Below are 21,551 nucleotides of genomic sequence, written 5' to 3'. Positions count from 1 at the left end.
CACTAGAATTTTTTAAAATGCTTTAAACCATTGATATGGCTGTATTTGAGATATATTTCAAGAGATACTAGTATGGTATATAATAATAAAATAAATTTTGAGTATGTCATGTGGTGATACACGTCTCTGTGAAATCTAACGAAATAGAAAACTCTTAAAACACCTATGAATAATGGTTTTCAAAGTATAACAATAATTTTTCTATTATGAATAATAAGACAAAATATTGTGAAGATTGTGCTAGAGAAATGCAATTACAATGCCAAAGAGAAAGTATGAAAAAAGCAAGAAACAATTCAGTGAAGTAACGTGATTTCCTTATAACTATTGATATTAGTACCTTTTAGAACACATTCAAGAGAGGCTAATATGGAGGAGGATACAAAAAAACAACAAAACAAAAATATTGTGATAGTTGTTTTAAAGAGCATAGAAATAATTATCAAAAAGAACTAATGAGAAAAAAAAGAAAATGTTAGCAGAGCTAAAACTATTAATATAAGCTACTTCTAGCCGTTTTTCAATTTATGTATATTTTAAAACCCTTTAAAATCAATACTTTTAAGGTTTATATAAATTTGTCTTAATGGTATTTAAGGGAAACATAAAAAGCAACAAAATTATACAAAAAGAAAGATATTTAAGATTCTCGCAAATAGAAAACCCTTAAAACATGCATATATAGTTAGTTTCAGGATACCTTCAAGAGATACTAGAGATGGAGAAGGATACAAAAAAAATAACAAAACCAAGTACTGTAATGATTGTGCTAAAGAAATTAAACAAAAGCAAAAAAATCAATGGAAACGTGAAAATTGGACTGGAAGAAAAATAGAAAATTCTTAAAACACGCATAAACAGCCAATTATAAAACACCTTCAAGAGATACTAGAGATGGAGAAGGATACAAAAAAACAATAAACAAAAATATTGTGATGAGTGTGCTAGAGAAATGCAATTACAATACCAAAGAGAATCTATGAAAAAGGCACGTTCTAAAATATGTGAAGTAATAGAAAACTCCGAAAACATGCATGGATAGTAGATTTCAGACATAAATATAATTTTTTAACTTATGGTATATAATAATAAAATAAATTTTGGGGCTACACCTCCATCATCATCATATTAGAAGGATATGAGTATCGACCGCTTATATCTTTCTTTTTTTATACTCAAAAAATTTTTGAGTAATGATGGAGTTTACTTTAATTTTGGTTTATCGGCTTTATGAGCCTTTAAATATATACAATAACAAACTTATATAACAAACTTATAGGTGTCACAGTTTGAACTGGTCTACAGGGCAAATATGGACAACTAAATATGAAATGGAGGTTTATTTATGGAATGGAAAGAAAATTTAAGCAAGGAAGAATTTGAAAGTGCTATGGTTGAAGCACAGAATATGGCTAAAGAAGGACTTTTGAGTAAAGAGGACTTTGAAAAAGCTTTACAGAGTGAGTCGGATAAAATCAGAACCAAGTATGTACAAGAAAAGAAAATACTTGAAGATGAATTAGCTAAACTTAGACCCAAAGAAAAAGAACTGGAAGCAAAACAACAGGAACTTTTAGCAAAAGAAGCCGAGTTAAAAGCCAAAGAAAAACAGTATCTTATTCAGGATGCATTAACTAAGAATAATTTACCTGCAGGATTGGCTAAATATCTTAATTCTGATGATGTAGAGGGTATGGCTAAAGAAGTAACTGAGATTTTAAATACTCATTTATTATCAGGGAGTTTCAAGCCATCAACGCATCAAAAGAATGAAGGGATTACAAAAGAACAATTTCAAAAAATGAATTACGCTCAGCGTATGGAATTGTTTAAAACTAATCCAGAACTTTATAAGAAACTAGCATAACAACCTTAGTTAGAATGATGACTAGGGTATTTTTATGCCCATTTTTATAACAGAAGTTGATTAAATGAAAGGATAAGGTGAATATTATGAGTTTAATTATTACAGAGGTTTACGCAGGAATTGTAAGAGAAAAGTTTGCAGGAAAAGTAAAGGTTGCTAATCTTGCAGTTGATTTGGGATTTCTTAAAAATACAACTGTAGGTGATACAGTAACTTTTCCTAAGTTTAAGACCATTGGAGAGGCAACTGTAATGACAAAAGGTACTCCACTTGTACCTGAGAGTCTTGATCAAGATAAGAGTCAAGCAACAATTAAGCAGATTGGTAAAGCGGTTAGAGTATTCGATATTGATGACATTACTGCCTTCGGAGACCAAGTAAATGAAAGTGCAACTCAGCAAGGTATTGTATTTGCGAGAAAACTTGATACAGATTTGATTACTGAAGCATTAACTACTTCTTTAAAGAAATCAACAGCAGATGCAAAAGCAATTACGGCTGCTGAATTGGCGTCTGGAATGAATTTATTTGCTGATGAACAGGATACAGAGGATATGGCAGGTATAGTTATTAACTCTCTATTGCTTGATTCATTTTATGCAATGAATGAATTTGTTGATAAGAATAAGACTTATACTACAGATGGAAACGGAATTATAAGAAATGGTCTTATTGGCTACTACAGGAACATACCTGTATTTTGTGCTGACCATGGTACATACGATTCAACACTTAATGAGTGTATAACTCTTGTAGTGAAGAAAAATGCACTTGCTTATATGACAAAGAGGGATATTAACATTGAGTTACAGAGACAGGCATTACTTAAAGCAACTGATGTTGTAGGTGACTTTATTTATGCTACTAAGCTAATTGCAGACGACGGCGTTGTAGTTCTTAAAAAGACAATAGCGTAAGTATAACCAAGTATGGGGAAGTCATTTTGACTTCCTCTTACTATAAAATTTGAGAAAGCAGGTGGAATATGCTATCAGGGTTTAAGTTAAAGATGTTGAGATTACATAAGGACATGACACAACAATATATTGCCGACTGTCTAAATGTCAGCAAAAATTACATATCAATGTTGGAGGGGCAAAAGCAAGCAATACCAGAAGAATTATATCCACTGTGGATAGATGCTCTGAACGGAATCATTGTTCCAAAGCCAAAAGAAATTGAACAAGAAATCATACAAGAAAAAAAGAAAAAACCAGGAAAGAAGAGGGGTTAGGGTGCTTATATATATCAGTTACCCATTTGACTCTTCTTTTTTATTAATCAAAAAATTTTTGAATGGAAGAAGGTTTAGTTATGCCAGTAATAACAAATTTACAAGAACGTGAGCAATATCAAATATGGAGGAAGAGGAACAGGGTACGGCTTATTGATATAAGTCAGTACTGCGGTTGCAGTGAGTCATTATTGTCAAGGTGGGAAAACGGTAAAACGAACATTGATGATTATATTTTATCAAATTATAACGAGTATATTCGGCAATTTGAAGAGGAAAAGAAATAAAATCGAAGGAGATTAATTCATGTTTGTAAAGCTTAAAAAAACAAGAAAGTTCAAATGATTCTAGTCCGTTTTTTATTATCTAAAGATGATTTTATTGAAGTTCATGAGTAATAATGGTTTGGAGAGGCACTGAACAATTGGTTTAGTGCTTATTTCATATATAAAACTAATATGACGAAAGGAGTTGAATAATTTGAAAGTTATTCTTCTAGGGGTTGACGATACAACCCGACAAGCACATGGGAAAGTAGGTGAAAATTATTTATAAGGCACTACTGGAGATACAAGGTAGGACATATGCGAGCAGATAGCAACAAATAACTAACAAATATGCAAAATGATAAAGGTCGACTACATAAATAAATTTCCTGAGTGGTGGAAAGAAAGGAATTACTATGACTTAATTTTAAGTAATGATATTGATAGTTTGTTTTCATGTGAAATACTGAAGCAGGTAAAAGGATGGGATATTCAATATTTTTATGACTTCTCAAATGTTTATGTAACAGATGAGGCGGATATAAGCAAAAGACCAATAGGTGTAGATATAGCGGTAAATATAAAGAACTTTAAATGCTTTGATAATCACGTTGTGATGCTTTCAACAGATGATTATTGTAATGAGCAGAGTATAAATTTCAATGTTGCCGACAAGGTAAGCAGAAGTAATTACTTCCAGAAATATTGCGGTAGTACATTATTGCTTGTATGGGCATTATATGACATTCCTTTACCCAAAAGCGAAGAGGGTAAAATGATATTACTTGCTATTGATAGCACATATAAAGGTTTTTATAGTACATTTCAAAATGATAAAATCTCAAACAAACATTACTTGGTAGAGGTTATGGGATTTCCTGAACTGTATGAGGTTCTTAAACGACATACGCAACAGGATTTCAACAAGATTATTTACAAATATAATCTACATAAAAATATTGAAATATGGGATAAAAAACTTAATACAGATATTGATTTAGAAGGATTAAGGAAGGAATTTGACCTTCCTTTTTTTATGCCCAAAACTGATTTCTTAATTTGTAAAGAACTGACGAATAAGGCAGTATCATTACCTAAATGTAATCTTAATATCTCAAAGCAAGATATTTCAGAGAATATATTCAGTTGTGCATTGACAAGAAAAGATTTTTTCAATTATAGTCAACGATTATTAAATATGTAAAGGATATGGTGATATTATGATTTATAAAATAAAAAGATTTATAAGAAATATTCGATGGAATATTAACGATATACAAATTAAAAAAAATATTAAAAGGTTAAATAAAATCAATGAAGATTTAAATATTATAATGCTTTCAAACGATATTAAAAAAAAAGATGTGAACATGTAGTGTTAATTATTGCTTAAATAGGGGGGAACTACTTATGCTAAATAAATTAATATTGTTTTTAATGCAAATACAATTAAACAAATTTAGGAAAAAGAATTGGACGACAACATATATATTCATAAAAGGTAAGGGTAAAGATTATCCGAAGTATCTCATGTATACAGATAATGAAGGTACAAGAAAAGAAATGCAAAACATTTATTAAATAGGGAGCCAATATATGAAAGACCTCCTAAAAACGGAGGTCTTTTTCATGTCCAAAAAATAGAATGGATAAAAAACAACATTTGGCTTTAACAGAGCCATTGATAAATACATGGGTTCGTTTAGTAATAACAATGAACTTTCGCATAAACAATACTGTGAATTGATTGAAAAATTCATAGATAAGGTGCTTGAAGTAAGAGAAAATTTGTTATTACAAGGTTATTGTAGAAAAGATTTGTTTGTACTCGATTACTTAAAGTAATAACAAAAAAACACATAGACAAAACGACAAGGGCAATTACTGACTCAATGTTGGTAGTTGCCTTTTGCATTGAAAGGAATCGTGATGTACATATGAAAATAAAATGCGTAATAGATAATAAATTATTTACCTCAAAACCTTCTGGCTTCGAGGTTGGAAAAATAGTAAATAGGATGAGTATAGAAACTGCTAGTGAGTATTCAATAGATGAAATTAAGGAAAGTATTCTACAAGGGAAAACAATAAGACCATCATATTGTGGTGGAAAAGAGGATTCTTGGAAATCCCAGCAGATGTTTATGATAGATATTGATAATAAACCTTCAAGACCAAAAGGAATGAGTGAAAGTGATTATCAGGTACTATGCAAAGAATATCTTATAAATAAACATAGGACATATGATGATATTATTGATTATTGTAAACAAATTAATCTTATTCCTACCCTAATATATACATCTTTTAGTCATAAAGATAATTGGCATAAAATGAGATTAGTATTCATTCTCGATAAGCCAATTGATGATTTTATTACTGCTAAAAAGATACAGTTATATATTATGAATACTATTGGAGAGGTTGATGAACAATGTAAGAATCTCAATAGATTTTATTATGCAGGAAATAATATTGTATTTGATAGTGGTAACATTATTGATTCAGATTTTTTAATCAATATGTCTAAGGATATAGAAATTAATAACTATACAACCAATAAAGTATCTAAAAAGGTTGGTAATAAAGAGGTTCAAGAAAAGGGTACCAATATATTAAATGAATATAATAACTTATCTAATATATTAGTACCCCTTTCTAAAAACACTACAGAATACTATAACATAAAGGCATTAAGAGAAAGAAATGCTGATTACCTTAAAGAAAAAATCAATAATAATCCTATTGAATTTAATAATGTTTCTGAGTTCTGGTATTACATTTATCATAATATCAATATGGTTGAATTATTAGAGTTAAAATATCCTAAATCAATTAAATGTTTATTCCACCAAGACAATAGCCCTTCTGCTAGCGTATTCAAAAATGACGAAGGTGTATGGCTTTATAAATGCTTTAGTGATAATTGTGGTCTTACCATGAATGTAAAGCAACTGATTGAGAAGTTAGGTAATTTCAAGAGCGAGTATAAGGCAATAGAATTCATTAAAAATATTTACAATTTATCAATAAAGGAAAGCAGTTGGAGTATTGAGCAGAAAGCCAACTTAGACAGTATCCTTTATAAATTGGATATGAATATTTTTGCAGAACTATGTCCAGTGGCAGATAAAAATATACGATACGTCAAGGATTTATTTTGTACACTGGTTCATATAGCTAAAGATAATATCTATGGAGATAACTATATGAATTCTGATGGCGATGCTGTTTTCTTTATTTCATTAAGTGAGTTGGCTAAGATTACAAAAACTTATGCTAATAATCTTAATAAGTTAAGCCAAAGAATAGCGGTGCTGGTTTACCATGATTTAGTTAGAAAACTTGATGATGATAAAATTCCAGAGGTTATGCTTAAAAAGGCACAGGCATTATCTATTGATAAGGGTACAGACAAAAGAATAAACTTCTATTCGATCCCTTCATGGGTATTTGAACAATTGAACATCGTTGAGCAACAAGGGATTAAGTGGAAGAATAATGGATATACTGTAAAAGGTGCTTCATATGAAATGTTTTACCGTGGAGAGGGACTTGAAGTTGCACAACATATTTACCCACAACATAAAAAAGTTGCAACTGAATTTATAAACATTGATACTGGTGAAATAATAACAAAAATTACTGATAGAACAACTAGCAAAAAAAGTACTGAGAGAGTTGATAAGATTACCAGTTGTATTCAGGTATTAATAAAAGATAAAAGATACACAACTGAAAAAGAATTGATTATGTATCTTTCAAAGGAATATCGGTGGGAAGTAACGGAAATACAGTTGCGTAAAATGCGAGGTCAATTAGAGAAACTTGGATTCAAACGAATCAGAGTCAACAAAGAAATAAAGGAACAACTTGGGATATCTACAGACGGATATCCTTTTATTATTATGAGGGTGGACTAAATCAGTCCATCCTTCATTATTGGAGGGCTTCTAAATAGGAGTCCTTTTTCTATTTTTGAGAGGAAGTGAAATTAATATGAAAAAGGAGTTTTCATTAACAACACAATTAAAAGAAATTGTACCAAATCGAATAGCTTATTTTGTGGAATGGTGGATGACACCAGAGGAGGAACGGATTCCTTTTGAAGAATTGTCACGTAAAAATCTACAGGATGTGCCATTTGAAGTCACCAAGGAATGGATAAAAAGGCAAGACGTTCAGGAAGCAATGCAATTCTATTTGAAGAAAACCAAAACGCTTAATATGGTTAAGATATATCAGAAACAATTGGAAAAGGCATTACAAGGTGATGTGAATAGTGCTAAATGGATTGAATCATTTAGTAAATCGGAATTTTTTAATGAGTCAACAGATGAAATACATGACTTTTTAAGAAATGTAGATATTCCTGCTTTAAAGAAAAAAGGCGGTGAGTGATATGCCACTATCTACAGATGATATGAAGAAGTTGGAATACTTATGGCAGGACGGACACGAGATTGATTGGATAAAGACATTTATAAAGATTGCAGATAAGAGTGGTAAAATAGTACCGTTTATACCGACAGATGAACAACGAAAGTTTGTAGAGGAAATGGAGAATCAATCCATAGTCCTTAAAAGCAGACAATTAGGAATATCATCTATAGTTGTAGCACTTAGTATCAGGGCTTGCATTGTCCATCCTAATACAACCTGTCTACTGGTGAGCCATAGTCAAAAATCTACAAATACTATATTTGATAAATTAAAGCAACAATTCAATAGTGTACCTGATTTTATCAAACCGAAACTAATGACCAATAACCGTCAGGAATTAAAGATGTCAAATGGTTCAAAAATCACCTGTACAACAGCAGGAAATCAAGATTTGGGGAGAGGGGATACTTTAAATGGAATTGTCCATTTATCAGAATTTGCATTTTGGAAGAATCCAGAGAAACAATTAAACAGTATCACTCAAGCCGTATCAGAAAGTGGTAGGATTCTTATTGAATCTACTGCTTGTGGTTTGAATATGTTTGCAGATACATACTATCAGGCAAAGAACAGTGAAAATAGTTATAAGTCATTCTTCTTTAACTGGATTAACGGGAGAGGGTTATTTGAAAAACAGTATCAACAGGCAGTAAAAAAATATAGAGCCAGACACGGTAAATTGCTTACAGTTGACGAACTGGATGAAGAGGAAAATCAACTACTGGAACTTGGAGCAACCATTGAACAATTAATTTGGCGTAGGGATAAGATAAATGATAGTAGTTTGGAAGATTTCCACGTTGAATATCCATCGACTGATATTGAGTGCTTCATAAACACTGGAGCAAATATCTTTGATAATAAAAGAATTGATATGGTTGAAAAGTCAATTATCCAGAAAAAAGAGAGGTACATACCAAAATCAAATATATCTGGATTACCAGTGACCTTGCAGAATCATTACGGCAGGTCATTTTTTATTTATGATATAACAAAACCTAATCAAAGGTATTATGTTGGTGTGGATTGCTCAGAGGGTATTGGTTCTGATAGTTCCTGTGCTATTGTCCTAGATAAAGACGGAAAAGAAGTTGCCATGTTTAAGAACAATAAAATCAAGCCATATGAATTTGCAGGGATTATCAATGATATTGGACGTTATTATAACAAAGCATTATTGACGGTAGAGAAAGCCAGTGGAGGTCATTCTGTATTGGAGAGGCTCAGATACGATTATTCTTACATGAATATGCACAAATATAAGTCATATGATGAATTTAATCGTGAGAGGTGGCAGGTCGGATTTGATACCAATAATAAGACAAAAAGTATAATTGTAAATGACTGCCGTGAAATGTTTGAGTGTGGGCAAATACAACTGAATAGCAAGGAGATATTAGAGGAAATGAAGGTGTTCTCAATATCTGATACAGGTAAAATGGGTGCTATTTCTGGTAGACATGATGACTTGGTAATGAGTTTGTGTCTTGCAATTGCAGGAATGAAGTCACCCTTTTATTATTCATTTTAATTCAAAAAGGTACTTATAAAAACTTTTGTGCGTGGAAGTAAATTTACATTACTACTGCAAAATTGTTTTTTCTATAAGGCTTTTTTTATTTGTACAAAACTTTTAGAAAGGTTAGGTATAAGCCATGACATTACAAGATTATATAAATAAATACGATAACCCAACGGAATGGTTTTCCGAAGAGGTTAAGAAGGGATTTCATATAGAAAGAATATCTAAGGTTATTGATAATAGGAACTATTTAAAAGGTATTCATAAAGTATTATTAAGAGAGGATGCTAAGTATAAAGGCAAGGAATTTATTACTAGAAAAATTATTCTCCAGTATGCTAAGACCATCTTGAATTTTCATAGTACATACTTGTTGGGTAAGTCAGTATCATTGAGCGGTACTGAGAATATGGTCAAGGAATTTAATAATGTTTATAGGTTAGGACAGTTTAACAATACGGATTTCCTAATATTGGACAAGGTAAATAAATTTGCTGATTGCTATGAAGTTATATATATAAATGATGGAGTCATAAAATCTAAACTTATAAATAGTGAAGATGGTTTCCCTGTATATTCAGATGATACAGGAGAATATATCGGATTTGTTGAGCATTGGACAGATGCCGTAAGTAATATTAGTTTCTATAATGTTTACTATCCTACATATGTAGAGCATTGGAGCAATGAGGGAGGAGAACTTCATTTAATTGATACTAAAATTAATGTTGCGGGGTTGCCGATTCATTATCATAATTATTCAGATTGGGATGATAATTTCGGTAAGAGCGAATTGGATGATATTAAGCCGATTCTTGACGAACTGGAAGATATATATTCAAAGTTGGGAGATTCTATTTATACTAATAGTTTAAATCCAATGAATGTTGCTATTGGACAACGAATTGAAAGCAGTATTCCTGCCGATGCAGTAGGTTATGTCATTAATCTTGATGCGGGAGATTACAAGGTAGTATCCACTAACATGGACTATAATACCATCAAATTATATCTTGATAACTTAAAGCAGATGCTTAATGATATTGCTTGCATACCTGGAATCATTTCAAGTAATAGCAATGTTGCCAATGTTTCTGAGGTTAGTTTAAAATTATTATTCCATTTAGCAAGCGTTAAGGCTATGCAAAGTGAAAAATGGTTGAAAGAGGGATTCAGGAAGAGGTTTGATGTAATAACAAAAATATTAGATATGCAGGGAGTACATTTTAGTACAGGGGAGTATGTTGATGTAGAGTTCAATTATAGTATTCCTGTAGCAACAGGAGAGGTTATCAGTAATTTGAAAACTCAGTTTGATATGGGTGCTATAAGTAAACAGACAATAATTGAGAAGTCACCGCTAACCAATAATGTTTCAATGGAAATGGAGAGGATTCAAAAAGAAGGTTCTGACACTGGAGAGAATAAAGAGTAAATGAAAGTGATTATCATTTAGAAATTCGTACTAAAATAGTTGAAATATAAGGGTTTTCCGTTTCTCAGAAAGTTGAGAAAAATCTTTAATTTTTCAGGTTAATTATTTTGAGTTTAGGGGATTAAGTTTTATCAACGAAAACTGCCCTGTTATAGATGAAGCCGCCCCCCATACTCTTATGCGGAAAACCCAACCCCCAACTATTATTAACAGTTTTAGCCGAAATCAGCAACAACAGTAACCTAGTGGTGATATTAATGATACGATTACTGATATGTTGACTTTGCGATATCAGCAAAGTGATATTCTAAATATGTAAAAGAAAACAAATGTTATCCTTTACATCGGTGAGTTGAATAATTCTACTGACAGTATCACGAATTTTCAATGTTTCAGACCATTTTTAATTGAAAAGTTGTAAAGAAAATTATCTATACCTTTTTGTTTACAAATTACCAATCCTATGGTAATATATAGGAGAGGAAACTAATAACAAAGAGGTGTAAACGATATGATTTATGGATACGCAAGATGCTCAACTAATGAAACTAAGCAGGATATTACTAGGCAGACAAGAGAATTGAAGTCACAGGGAGTGACCGAGAGTAATATATATCTGGAATATGAATCAGGGACTAAGGCAGATAGAGAACAATTGAAGAGGCTTATGGATAAAGTTGAATGTGGTGATACTATTGTTGCAACTGAGGTATCCAGAATCACTCGTTCAACTAAGCAACTATGTGAGATTATAGAGTTTGCCAAGGATAGAAAAATTAAATTAATTCTAGGTAACTTTATTGTTGATTGCAGTAAGGAACTTGACCCAATGACGGAAGGTATGCTGAAAATGATGGGTGTCTTTAGTGAACTTGAAAGAAACATAATAAGTCAAAGGGTAAAGAGCGGTATGGCAAATGCTAAAGCAAAAGGTTCTATTGTTGGTAGACCTACAACTACAATTGAAGATATACCTGCAAGCGTTATTAAAGCATATGACCTACTGAAGAACGGCAAAATAAATAAAACTGAATGTGCTAGAATGTGCGATATATCAAGACCATCATTAGATAAGTACATTAAGATACTAAAAAAAGAGAAAGTCAATCAGTAAATGGTTGGCTTTTTCATTACCCCATTTTTCAAAATGAAAATATAGCAAACACAAAAAATCCCCACAGAGAAAATTTTACATTTTATTGAAAAATTTGTGTAATAGTAATACAATATAGGTAAAAAATGTTAATGAGGGGGAGAAAGAATTATGAACAAAGATGGTTCTCTTATTAAGGAATTATTAGAGTATTATGGTGAATTTATTCCAGTTCCTATTGAGTTACTTGTTAATCCGAGATATAACGGAGCAGGTGATAGAAAAAGAGTAAGCCAAAGTTCGGCTATATTGTATGGTGTGCTTTTAATAATATCAAAAAAAGAAAATGAAAAAGACGAAAACGGTCTTTATGTGACTATAACAGGAGAAGATATCGCCAATATTGTAGGAACTACTACTGGTGATACGGTAAGAAAGAAGATTGATGAATTAGTAGAATTTAATCTAATTGAACGAGGAAAGATTAAGCAGGGACAACCATATAAGCTATATATAAAAGAAATAAAAAAATAATATATTGGCTTATTATAATAAAATCATTGAAAAATATAGAAATGATAGTCTTAAGTGTGGAGGAATGGATTATGGAAAAAATGAGTGACTATGAATATTGGGAAAAAGAACAATTCCTTGCTAAGATGAATAATAAGCATTGGATTGAGATAATGAATAAACTAAAAAATATTGTAATAGATGATAATAAAACTTATGCAGTTGTTTACATACCTTTTAAAGGTAGAAAAGAACAAAAAAATTATTTTACAAAAAGTGAATTCATACCTAACAGCAGAATAGGTATATTTACTTTTGATGATAAAATGACTTTGCCTGATGTTGAAATTGTTGATTTTTTAGTAGAAGAAAAACAGGACTTAGAAGATTATTTTAAGGAATTAAATAAACTTAGATAATGTCAGGAGGTATAAATATGTTTTTAGAATTAGGTCATCATTATCCAATGGGTAATGATAAATATTTAGAAGAATGGAAAAAAATAAGAGCAGAATTTCTTGACCATCCTTATAATAATAGTACTCTTTTAGGAACAGAAGCACTAAGGGATAGCTATGAAAATGGCTATATTTTAATATTTTCATTTCTTAGTAAAGAAAGGCTAAAAGAGTTAGGAAATGGTTTTGGATGGGTCAGTAAATATTTATATACAATTGATTTTAATACTTTTTTCAATGCTATGATTTATGAATACAATAATTTTAGAAGTTTTAAGAAAATTTGGTATAACGAGCAATTACCAATATCAAAAATAGATATTGATAAAATGTTTTTATAAAATCAATTTAAACCTCTTTAGTTAGAGGTTTTTTTATGCTTATTTTTAAACTATATCAAATATAAAATTATGAAAGGAAGGAAATAAATTTATGACAGTATTAGAACGATTAAAACTTGAATTATCAAACAAAGAGTATTTTACAGACCAAGAATATACTACATTCTTACAGGAAAACAATCTTACCGCCACAGATAATTATGATAAAACTACTATGCAGAAATCATTATTATTTGCTGTGATTGACATTCTGGAAGCGGTATCAAACAATGTTGACCTTATGAGAAGGGTTGAAACAGAATTTCTAACAACTACAGATGCAGCCAAGTTTTTAAAACAAAGAATTCAGGATTTAAAGGATAGAATTGCTTCAATTCCTGATGTAAATGAAGAGTATAGTCCATTCAGTTTAATGTTTACCAGAAAGTAAGTAAAAATGATAGAAAAACGACCTAAATTCCGTTTGTTTTTTTAGGGGTATTAATTATATTACCCTGCTACTTAAAGCGGAATTTACATCAATAATTATTCATTTTATAATGAAGAAAGAGGGTGAAATATGAATACTTTGCTAGATATCTTTAAGGAACATATGAAAAGCAATTATAAGACAGTAAAAGTAAATGGTAGTGAACAGAAAGCATTTTTCAAGGAGATAGAAGATAAAGCCAGTGAAGATACTAAGTATATGTTTATCGGTTTAGGTAACTGCAAGCAGGGAGATATAGTTGAATATGATGGATATTGTTGGTTGGCTGTATCTCAGGGGATTTCATTTAATGCAGTTTATGAAAAGGTTGTTATTAAGAAATGTCAGTATAATGTCAACTTTATTATAAAAGGTATTTTAAAATCAATTCCTTCAACATTTGAAAGTAAAGTTATGGATGTTACCAGTGGACAATATATATCATTACCTACTGGTACGATATTACTCACTATCCCAGTAACGGATTTTACAAAGACAATAGATATAAATGATAGATTTATAAATACTGGTAGGGCATGGAAAGTTACTGGGATTGATAGGACGAAGGATAATTTAATAATTCTTACTTGCTCATTAGATAGTGTTGCTGCTGACGATGATTTAGCAAATGAAATTGCAAATAAATCTTCTTATACATTAAATATTATCAATACTGTAGTTGAAGTTAATGAAGGAGAATCATTGCAAATAATAGCAGAATTTAAACAAGGTGATACTGCTTTAAAAACTGTTAGTTTTAGTTATTTTGTAGATGATACAAGCATTGCGACCATTTCAGACGCAGGGGTATTATCTGGAATAAAAGAAGGTGCGGTTAATGTAATAGTAAAAATTAATGAAAATTCTTATTATACAGTGACAAAGACATTTTTAATCAAAAAGAAGAATCTAGTGCCAGTTTATACAGTTACACCTTCAGATAGAGAGATACTACAAGGTGATAAAATAATATTTACATGCAATAAGTATGTTGATGGGATTTTAACAGCCACAACATGGAATATTCAAAATATTACAGGAACTTCTGTACCTTCTAGTTACTATCAATTTGCAATAACGAGTGCAAATACATTTAGTATTCAGAATCTAAATCAATATACATCTGGTCAGGTGAAAATCAGATGTATTGATACAAAAAATACTGATAGTTCTAATAATTACATAGACGTTTATATTACGCTTAGTGCTGCATGGTAATAAGAAAGTGACGGTGATATTATGGATGAAATAATTAAGGATAAATTTAATCAGCATGAGAAGAGGCTTGATGAACATGATAAAAAGATTGATGTTTTGGAAAAATCAGATGCAACTAATACGAATGAAATCAAGAACTTATGCGGTCAAATATCAAACCTTGTAGGTACTTTAAAATGGCTTATAGGAATAGTGGTAGGAATGTTTGGAACTTCTCTTGTAGGGTTCTTTTTTTATGCTATTCAGAGCCATTTATTTAAATAGTGGAGAGGTTTGCTATATGTAAATGGTAGGAGTATTTCTTATATTTTATATTTGATAAAATCATGTTATAATGTCAGTGGACTTAATTAATTTTAAATACTTTTTGGTTATTAAAAAATGATTAGTCCACTGTTCCGTAATGAATACAAAATTGGCAAATTCGCTTATAATAAGACTTTCAAGGATTTGGATAAAGCGGTGGATTCCGGTTCCACTGATGCGGGTTCGATTCCTGTCCGGGACGCCAAAATTTTATGAATGCCAGTATCCGAAAGGGTACTGGTATTTTTTATACTTTGATAAGCACCGACATGTCCAAGCCTAAATAATTAGCTGCTTGTATAAAAGTGTAAATACTGTAAATGTATGCATATATAATTTGGCAGGAGTGTTAAAATGAAAAAAGTAGAACTTTATTAATCTCTACGGTGGCTATTTACAAAAATATATTTCTATATTGCATTTTTTCAATACAATTTCAGTCTATAATATAAGTAATTCAAACATTATTAAAGCAAATTAAAGAATACGGAGACTTAAATATGACGGAGTTTTGGGAAAAAAATTTCTTAGAAAAACAAACAATGTGGGGTTTTAAGCCATCAGAATCAGCGATTATTGCAAAAGATTTGTTTGTTACAAATAACATAAAAGACATATTAATACCGGGTATTGGTTATGGAAGAAATGCAAAGATATTTATTGATAATAACATAAATGTTACAGGAATCGAAATCTCAAAAACAGCTATTACTTTGGCAAGACAAAATGGGATTAATATTAATATTTATCATGGTTCAGTTGAAGATATGCCTTTTGAAGACAAGCTTTATGGAGGGATATTTAGCTATGCACTTATCCATTTATTAAACGAAAGTGAGAGGGAAAAATTTATTAGCGATTGTTATAAGCAATTAAAACCAGGTGGATATATGATATTTACAGCTATTTCAAAAAAAGCTCCTATGTTTGGAAAAGGCAAAAAACTTAATGAAAGCTATTATGAAACAATGGAAGGAGTAAAAATCTTTTTTTATGATTCTGAGTCAATAAAAAATGATTTTCAACAATATGCACTTGTAGAATTCTCAGAGATTGACGAAATAGACAGTGATAATGAAAATAAACCTCCTATGAAGTTTTTATTGATAAAATGCAAGAAATAGTATAGCTATTGCTCTAAATATCATCCTTTTGACCCGAAACACATAAATTGCTATAATATCATTGCGATTACAACAGATAATATTCATATAATAATAAATTAAATGAGGGTTACTACTTTTGAAAATAGGTAATGTTGAATTAAAAAACAATATATTTTTAGCTCCCATGGCTGGAGTAACAGACATGCCTTTTCGTGTACTTTGCAAGGAACAGGAATGTGGTCTTGTATATACTGAGATGGTAAGTGCAAAAGGCATGCACTATGATGATGATAAAAGCAATAAGCTTACATTGATGCATGAGATAGAAAAGCCTGGGGCTGTTCAGATTTTTGGTTCTGATCCAACAATCATGGCAGAGGTTGCAGAGAAGCTGAACGCTTCAGATGCAGCGATAATTGATATCAATATGGGCTGTCCTGCTCCGAAAATAACTAAAAACGGTGAGGGCAGTGCACTGATGAAAAATCCTGAACTGATTGCAGAAATAATCAGAGCGGTTGTATCTGCTTCCCAAAAACCTGTAACCGTAAAGATAAGAAAGGGCTGGGATGATAGCCGTATTAATGCGGTTGAAATAGCACGCATCGCTGAGGAAAACGGGGCCAGTGCCGTTGCTGTGCACGGAAGAACCAGGGAGCAGTACTACAGCGGAAAAGCTGACTGGGACATTATAAGACAGGTAAAAGAGGCAGTTTCAATACCTGTAATAGGAAACGGTGATGTAACCGGCCCAAGAGAAGCCCAAAAGCTTCTGGAAGAAACACGGTGCGATGCAATAATGGTTGGAAGAGGAGCACAGGGAAACCCGTGGATATTTAAAAAAATAGTCAGGTTTCTTGAGGATGGAACAATAATTCCTGACCCATCTCCTGAAGAAAAAATTGAAACAATTATAAGGCACATGAATATGCTCATCGACTTAAAAGGTGAAAGAACCGGTATACTGGAAATGCGTTCACACATAGCCTGGTATATAAAAGGTATGAGGGATGCCGCGTATACAAAACAAAAAATATTCCAAATGACAGATAAAGAAGAAATTATCAGTCTTTTAAAGAGCTTTCTGATGAGGCAGTAGCATTTGCCTCCAGAATTTCTTCTATACCTTTTACAATTTGAACGGCACATTTCTTCTGGAAATCGGAAGAGGTTAAGAGTTTTAAATCATTCTTATTAGAAATAAAACCTATTTCCAGAAGCAGTGATGGCATTTCTGTTCGACGTAGAACGTACAAATTCGGGCGTGGAACGATTTTTCTGTTAAACATGCCAAGTGTTTTAAGCTTTGACTGCATAATTTCCGCATTACTCTCACCTGTAGGCGAATATGGGTTATATGTTGTAAGTATCCCATGAGAAGCCGGATCAGTAAAAGAATTATTATGAATACTTATAAACAGTGAGCATTTTTTTTCGTTGGCAAGCTTTGTTCTGTCTTCCAGACTTACAGCAGTATCATCCCTTCTTGTAAGTATATTATCAATATGTTTTTCATTGAGGATTTTTTCTACTTCCAATGAAATAGCCAGAGTAATGTCTTTTTCGTTAATTTTACCGCTGCCTGCACCGGGTTCGCTTCCTCCATGTCCGGGGTCTATTAACACCAAAGGAGGCAATGAAGCCGCATTGGAATCTTCACTGGGGGATGTGAGATTGCTGAGAGGTAACATAATATCGTTTCTAAAAATAACCCCTAATAATGCAATAATGGATACTGAAAGGATAACTATCATAGTTATAAGATTTTTATGACTAAGTCTACGGCTTAATTTTTCAATCAGTTTACCCATTTTCATATGTAATCCTCCGTTAAAAAGCGACATATTATCATTCTACCATAAGAACAACAAAAAAGGCTGCAGTTATCTGCAACCTTTTTGTAAAATTTGTGTAACACAAATTCGGTTATCGTATTACTCTTCTTGCCCCTATATATCTTTCTGCAAAATAGCTGTTACTAAGGCTGGAGATAATAACTCCCTTAGAAGAACTTGCATGAATAAAACTTCCGTTACCCATATAAATACCCAAGTGGGACGGACCCGCCTTATATGTTGTAAAGAAGACTAAGTCTCCGGCTTTAAGATTTGCCTTTGAAACATATGAACCAACATTGTATTGCTCTGCAGCTGTTCTAGGAAGACTAATTCCGTGCTTTCCAAAAACGTATTTAGTATAACCGGAACAGTCAAACCCACTTGGAGTTGTACCACCCCATACATACGGTACACCTATATAATTCTTTGCAGTAGATATTATTGCAGCTGCCCTTGAAGTTGTTGCAGGAGCCGTACTTGCATAGCTTCTGCTTGTAGCCGGTTTTGCGGCAGTTTTTCTTTTGGTCGGTGAGGCAGTTGCTTTTTTTACTGTAGCTGTTTTTTTAGTTGTACTTGTGGTTGCTGTTTTAGCCTTACTTGCAGTTTTTTTTGCCGGGGCTGCTTTAGTTACCGCTTGTGTCAGTTCTGTTTTAGGCGCTGCCGACGCCGAGTAGTTTAAATTGCTATATAATAATTGACGTTCTGATTTTACTGCATTTTCGGTATCAGACATGTATGACTCTGTTTCCGGAATAACAATTTTCTCACTTTTTACTGCTGCAAGATTGTAAATAGGTACAGCAGTAACTGCACATAAAGACAAAGCTATAACGCCTGATACAAACCTTTTATTAAGATTAATCATATTGACCTCCATTTACCCCTGTTCCAAAGCATAAAAAAATAAGGCAAATGAAACCCGGGGTTATTTTTATCCCTGTCATCGTCTTTCTCTATATCTAAATGACTGTTATTAAATTAAATAAATGTTCAAACAACTTGATCTGCTTCGTGACGAACAAAGTGTTCACTGGATTAAGTTTAAGGCTAAAGGCCTGTCTGCTTATATAAGCTGTAGACTGCTTGCACCGAATGGCTAGTGTGTTAGCAGCTGATGTGGTTATTATAAATGACCTGTTCCTGAGTATCAACCTGAAATAAATGCCATGCAGCCGGAAACCTAGAGTCATAAAAGGTTAACAACCTCAATATTATAGTTTAAGATTAAAAATACTGAGGTACACATGACCAAAAAAACGTTTATAACAGGTGCAATAATTTTGATGGCCGCAGGCTTGGTAACAAGAGTAATCGGTTTTGTTTACAGAATATATCTGTCAAACCTCATCGGTGCTGAGGGAATGGGCGTTTATCAACTTATTGTACCGCTTTACACTTTGATAATTCTGACATTAACTTCAGGCGTTTCTATTGCAGTTTCAAAGATGGTTGCTGAGGAACTTGCAAAAGGAAATGCTGTTAACATAAAACGCATATCTAAAGTAGGGTTGTTTGCAGTTTTTGTTACAAGTATATTTGTATCAATAGTACTATATTTTAATATTGATTTTATAGTAAACATTTTATTAAAAGACAGCAGAACATATTTTTCAGTATGGATATTACTACCGTGTATACCTTTTATTGCAGCAGCTTCAGCTTACAAGGGCTATTTTTATGGGATTCAGGAAGTGACGCCTACAGCCGTATCCCAGATAGTTGAACAGCTTGTTAAAATAGGTATAGTATTGATATTTGCCTCACAGTTTTTAAAAGCAGGGCTAGAATATGCATGTGCTTTGGCTACATTGGGTATGGCTTTGGGGGAAATGTCAAATTTATTTGTCCTGGCCATTTATTACCGTTATAAGAAATATCCTCATACTATTATAAAAAACAATAAAGGCCGTACCAGAAAAAGGGAACTGGTAAAATCCATTCTGAACTGTGCAGTACCCATTTCCTTTAACAGGTTTATAATGTCCGTAATGCAGGCGATAGAAGTAATTCTAATTCCAAGAAGACTTCTTGTTGGAGGGCTGAATTACATACAATGTATGGAGGAATATGGTAAACTGGCCGGGATGGCAATGCCGCTGATATTTTTTCCTGCATTGGTAACAACATCACTTGCAACAACACTTGTTCCTGCTATTTCTGAATCCATCTCACTAAAGAATTACAGCAGGGTTAATTTCAGAATATCAAAATCAATTCAGATTACGATGGTGGTTGGTTTTGTATTTATGGCCTTGTTTGCCTGCTATCCAAGCAAAATATCAAACTTGGTATACCCTGGGCAGAACGTTGGAAGCACAATGTTTTTATTGTCCTTTACATGTATATTCATCTATCTTCAGCAGATACTGACCGGAATCATGAACGGGTTAGGGAAGCAGGGCCTTTTACTTACAAATTCAATAATAGGGTCGGTTATAAGAATCCTCTGTGTATATTATCTGATACCTGTTTATGGGATACCCGCATATGTTTTTGGTATTATAATCAGCTATTTCATATTCTGTATCCTTAATTTCATAATAATAACAAAAAATACCGGAATGGTGATTGACTTGAGAAAGTGGGTAGTGCTGCCCGCGGGTGTAACTGCAGTTCTTGTTTTATCCAGCAAATATATATATAGTTTTTTCAATTTTATGAATCTTTCGGTAGCATGGCAAACATTATTCGCAGTATGTGCATATATTGTAATAGCTGTTTTTCTAATGGCTTTAGTCGGCGCTATAGACTGGCGTGAAATATTGCAGTTGTTCGGGATTAGAAGTAAAAAAGTGAGAAATTTTAAGAAAGGATAAGGATTTACGATATATTTAAGTGTGATTGGATTTTGTAATACACTAAAGTCAGAGAAGGTCAAAATATGATATTGAAAGATCAGAGATATACGGGTAAAATATAATCACAAGGTCAAAGAAAGTCAAAATCAAAATAAAACAAATAAAATTAATTATTATTTCGGAGGTGTTTGTATGTTTGGAATAGTACCATTCAGAAACAACAAAGTGCAGGAGAGAGGAAGCCTGTTGGATATTGAAAATATGTTCAATAGTTTTTTCAATGATTCCTTTTTAGGATTTACAGGAGGAACCCCAATAAGAGCAGATATCAAGGAAAACGAAAAGGAATTCATCGTAGAAGCGGAAATTCCGGGTGTTGCAAAAGAAGATATCAAGTTGGATTTAAGAGACGATACACTTACTATCGCAGTTGAACAGAATCAGGAGTCAAAGGAAGAGAGAGACAATTATATAAGAAAAGAAAGAAGATACGGCTCCTTCAGCAGAAGCTTCTATGTTGAAAATGTTAAAAATGAGGATGTTTCCGCAAAGTATGAAAATGGAATTCTCACAATTGTTCTTCCAAAAAGTGAAACCAAAAAGGTTAATAATAGGATAGAGATTCAATAAAAATAAAAATGGCT

General features: G+C 32.2%; 22 protein-coding genes. 20 read left to right on the top strand and 2 right to left on the bottom strand.

Annotation, left to right across the window (positions count from 1 at the left end; translation table 11 throughout):
* The first annotated feature begins 1,345 nt into the window (after positions 1–1,345).
* From CLO1100_RS18015 to dusB, 18 genes are all read left to right on the top strand, one after another.
* Positions 1,346–1,867 (top strand): hypothetical protein, encoded by a 522-nt coding sequence (locus tag CLO1100_RS18015; RefSeq protein ID WP_014315204.1) that lies wholly within the window; start codon positions 1,346–1,348, stop codon positions 1,865–1,867.
* An 86-nt stretch (positions 1,868–1,953) separates the two neighbouring features.
* Complete coding sequence (locus tag CLO1100_RS18010) at positions 1,954–2,784, top strand: hypothetical protein (protein WP_014315203.1); 831 nt, start codon at positions 1,954–1,956, stop codon at positions 2,782–2,784.
* 68 nt (positions 2,785–2,852) lie between these two features.
* On the top strand, positions 2,853–3,101 hold the full coding sequence (locus CLO1100_RS18005) for a helix-turn-helix transcriptional regulator (RefSeq protein WP_014315202.1): 249 nt from the start codon (positions 2,853–2,855) through the stop codon (positions 3,099–3,101).
* Positions 3,102–3,181: 80 nt separating this feature from the next.
* A complete protein-coding gene (locus CLO1100_RS18000; protein WP_014315201.1) occupies positions 3,182–3,388 on the top strand; it encodes a helix-turn-helix transcriptional regulator in 207 nt (68 codons plus the stop codon).
* 337 nt (positions 3,389–3,725) lie between these two features.
* On the top strand, positions 3,726–4,571 hold the full coding sequence (locus tag CLO1100_RS17995; RefSeq protein ID WP_014315200.1) for a hypothetical protein: 846 nt from the start codon (positions 3,726–3,728) through the stop codon (positions 4,569–4,571).
* A 733-nt stretch (positions 4,572–5,304) separates the two neighbouring features.
* Positions 5,305–7,290, top strand: coding sequence for a hypothetical protein (locus CLO1100_RS17990; protein WP_041700331.1), 1,986 nt, complete (start codon positions 5,305–5,307; stop codon positions 7,288–7,290).
* Positions 7,291–7,366: 76 nt separating this feature from the next.
* The gene (locus tag CLO1100_RS17985; RefSeq protein WP_014315196.1) at positions 7,367–7,768 is read left to right on the top strand and encodes a hypothetical protein; all 402 of its coding nucleotides are present in this window, start codon (positions 7,367–7,369) and stop codon (positions 7,766–7,768) included.
* 1 nt (position 7,769) lies between these two features.
* On the top strand, positions 7,770–9,341 hold the full coding sequence (locus tag CLO1100_RS17980; protein ID WP_014315195.1) for a terminase: 1,572 nt from the start codon (positions 7,770–7,772) through the stop codon (positions 9,339–9,341).
* A 124-nt stretch (positions 9,342–9,465) separates the two neighbouring features.
* Positions 9,466–10,767: a phage portal protein gene (locus CLO1100_RS17975; protein WP_014315194.1), complete on the top strand. Its 1,302-nt coding sequence runs from the start codon at positions 9,466–9,468 to the stop codon at positions 10,765–10,767.
* A 511-nt stretch (positions 10,768–11,278) separates the two neighbouring features.
* Positions 11,279–11,881, top strand: a complete 603-nt coding sequence (locus tag CLO1100_RS17970; RefSeq protein WP_014315193.1) for a recombinase family protein — start codon at positions 11,279–11,281, stop codon at positions 11,879–11,881.
* A 150-nt stretch (positions 11,882–12,031) separates the two neighbouring features.
* A complete protein-coding gene (locus CLO1100_RS17965) occupies positions 12,032–12,394 on the top strand; it encodes a hypothetical protein (protein ID WP_014315192.1) in 363 nt (120 codons plus the stop codon).
* A gap of 71 nt (positions 12,395–12,465) precedes the next feature.
* Positions 12,466–12,792 carry a hypothetical protein gene (locus CLO1100_RS17960; RefSeq protein WP_014315191.1) on the top strand — a complete coding sequence of 109 codons (327 nt, stop codon included), beginning with the start codon at positions 12,466–12,468 and terminating at the stop codon, positions 12,790–12,792.
* Between the two features lie 17 nt (positions 12,793–12,809).
* Positions 12,810–13,172, top strand: coding sequence for a hypothetical protein (locus CLO1100_RS17955; protein WP_014315190.1), 363 nt, complete (start codon positions 12,810–12,812; stop codon positions 13,170–13,172).
* A 91-nt stretch (positions 13,173–13,263) separates the two neighbouring features.
* A complete protein-coding gene (locus CLO1100_RS17950) occupies positions 13,264–13,602 on the top strand; it encodes a hypothetical protein (RefSeq protein WP_014315189.1) in 339 nt (112 codons plus the stop codon).
* Positions 13,603–13,731: 129 nt separating this feature from the next.
* Complete coding sequence (locus tag CLO1100_RS17945; protein ID WP_014315188.1) at positions 13,732–14,859, top strand: Ig-like domain-containing protein; 1,128 nt, start codon at positions 13,732–13,734, stop codon at positions 14,857–14,859.
* Positions 14,860–14,880: 21 nt separating this feature from the next.
* Positions 14,881–15,123 (top strand): hemolysin XhlA family protein, encoded by a 243-nt coding sequence (locus CLO1100_RS17940; protein WP_014315187.1) that lies wholly within the window; start codon positions 14,881–14,883, stop codon positions 15,121–15,123.
* A gap of 542 nt (positions 15,124–15,665) precedes the next feature.
* Positions 15,666–16,289 carry a class I SAM-dependent methyltransferase gene (locus CLO1100_RS17935; protein WP_014315186.1) on the top strand — a complete coding sequence of 208 codons (624 nt, stop codon included), beginning with the start codon at positions 15,666–15,668 and terminating at the stop codon, positions 16,287–16,289.
* A 118-nt stretch (positions 16,290–16,407) separates the two neighbouring features.
* A complete protein-coding gene (gene dusB / locus CLO1100_RS17930) occupies positions 16,408–17,370 on the top strand; it encodes a tRNA dihydrouridine synthase DusB (protein WP_014315185.1) in 963 nt (320 codons plus the stop codon).
* On the opposite strand, the gene CLO1100_RS17925 is transcribed toward dusB, so the two are convergent.
* Together CLO1100_RS17925 and CLO1100_RS17920 are read right to left on the bottom strand one after the other, a co-directional pair.
* Positions 17,336–18,088 carry an N-acetylmuramoyl-L-alanine amidase gene (locus CLO1100_RS17925; protein WP_014315184.1) on the bottom strand — a complete coding sequence of 251 codons (753 nt, stop codon included), beginning with the start codon at positions 18,086–18,088 and terminating at the stop codon, positions 17,336–17,338. The genes dusB and CLO1100_RS17925 overlap by 35 nt on opposite strands.
* A 109-nt stretch (positions 18,089–18,197) precedes the next feature.
* Entirely contained in the window at positions 18,198–18,974 is a 777-nt protein-coding gene (locus CLO1100_RS17920; RefSeq protein ID WP_014315183.1) for a C40 family peptidase, read from the bottom strand.
* Positions 18,975–19,353: 379 nt separating this feature from the next.
* On the opposite strand from CLO1100_RS17920, the gene spoVB reads away from it, so the two are divergent.
* On the top strand, positions 19,354–20,925 hold the full coding sequence (gene spoVB, locus CLO1100_RS17915; RefSeq protein ID WP_014315182.1) for a stage V sporulation protein B: 1,572 nt from the start codon (positions 19,354–19,356) through the stop codon (positions 20,923–20,925).
* A gap of 174 nt (positions 20,926–21,099) precedes the next feature.
* The gene (locus CLO1100_RS17910; protein WP_014315181.1) at positions 21,100–21,537 is read left to right on the top strand and encodes an Hsp20/alpha crystallin family protein; all 438 of its coding nucleotides are present in this window, start codon (positions 21,100–21,102) and stop codon (positions 21,535–21,537) included.
* Positions 21,538–21,551: the final 14 nt, after the last annotated feature.

It is taken from the genome of Clostridium sp. BNL1100 (assembly GCF_000244875.1).
Classification (GTDB): domain Bacteria; phylum Bacillota; class Clostridia; order Acetivibrionales; family DSM-1351; genus Ruminiclostridium.
This window is presented reverse-complemented; position numbering and strand designations above follow the sequence as displayed.

Coding starts and splice junctions, on each gene's coding strand:
- CLO1100_RS18015 (WP_014315204.1), top strand. CDS start 1,346: ATGGAATGGAAAGAAAATTTAAGCAAGGAAGAATTTGAAAGTGCTATG.
- CLO1100_RS18010 (WP_014315203.1), top strand. CDS start 1,954: ATGAGTTTAATTATTACAGAGGTTTACGCAGGAATTGTAAGAGAAAAG.
- CLO1100_RS18005 (WP_014315202.1), top strand. CDS start 2,853: ATGCTATCAGGGTTTAAGTTAAAGATGTTGAGATTACATAAGGACATG.
- CLO1100_RS18000 (WP_014315201.1), top strand. CDS start 3,182: ATGCCAGTAATAACAAATTTACAAGAACGTGAGCAATATCAAATATGG.
- CLO1100_RS17995 (WP_014315200.1), top strand. CDS start 3,726: ATGATAAAGGTCGACTACATAAATAAATTTCCTGAGTGGTGGAAAGAA.
- CLO1100_RS17990 (WP_041700331.1), top strand. CDS start 5,305: ATGAAAATAAAATGCGTAATAGATAATAAATTATTTACCTCAAAACCT.
- CLO1100_RS17985 (WP_014315196.1), top strand. CDS start 7,367: ATGAAAAAGGAGTTTTCATTAACAACACAATTAAAAGAAATTGTACCA.
- CLO1100_RS17980 (WP_014315195.1), top strand. CDS start 7,770: ATGCCACTATCTACAGATGATATGAAGAAGTTGGAATACTTATGGCAG.
- CLO1100_RS17975 (WP_014315194.1), top strand. CDS start 9,466: ATGACATTACAAGATTATATAAATAAATACGATAACCCAACGGAATGG.
- CLO1100_RS17970 (WP_014315193.1), top strand. CDS start 11,279: ATGATTTATGGATACGCAAGATGCTCAACTAATGAAACTAAGCAGGAT.
- CLO1100_RS17965 (WP_014315192.1), top strand. CDS start 12,032: ATGAACAAAGATGGTTCTCTTATTAAGGAATTATTAGAGTATTATGGT.
- CLO1100_RS17960 (WP_014315191.1), top strand. CDS start 12,466: ATGGAAAAAATGAGTGACTATGAATATTGGGAAAAAGAACAATTCCTT.
- CLO1100_RS17955 (WP_014315190.1), top strand. CDS start 12,810: ATGTTTTTAGAATTAGGTCATCATTATCCAATGGGTAATGATAAATAT.
- CLO1100_RS17950 (WP_014315189.1), top strand. CDS start 13,264: ATGACAGTATTAGAACGATTAAAACTTGAATTATCAAACAAAGAGTAT.
- CLO1100_RS17945 (WP_014315188.1), top strand. CDS start 13,732: ATGAATACTTTGCTAGATATCTTTAAGGAACATATGAAAAGCAATTAT.
- CLO1100_RS17940 (WP_014315187.1), top strand. CDS start 14,881: ATGGATGAAATAATTAAGGATAAATTTAATCAGCATGAGAAGAGGCTT.
- CLO1100_RS17935 (WP_014315186.1), top strand. CDS start 15,666: ATGACGGAGTTTTGGGAAAAAAATTTCTTAGAAAAACAAACAATGTGG.
- CLO1100_RS17925 (WP_014315184.1), bottom strand. CDS start 18,088: ATGAAAATGGGTAAACTGATTGAAAAATTAAGCCGTAGACTTAGTCAT.
- CLO1100_RS17920 (WP_014315183.1), bottom strand. CDS start 18,974: ATGATTAATCTTAATAAAAGGTTTGTATCAGGCGTTATAGCTTTGTCT.
- spoVB (WP_014315182.1), top strand. CDS start 19,354: ATGACCAAAAAAACGTTTATAACAGGTGCAATAATTTTGATGGCCGCA.
- CLO1100_RS17910 (WP_014315181.1), top strand. CDS start 21,100: ATGTTTGGAATAGTACCATTCAGAAACAACAAAGTGCAGGAGAGAGGA.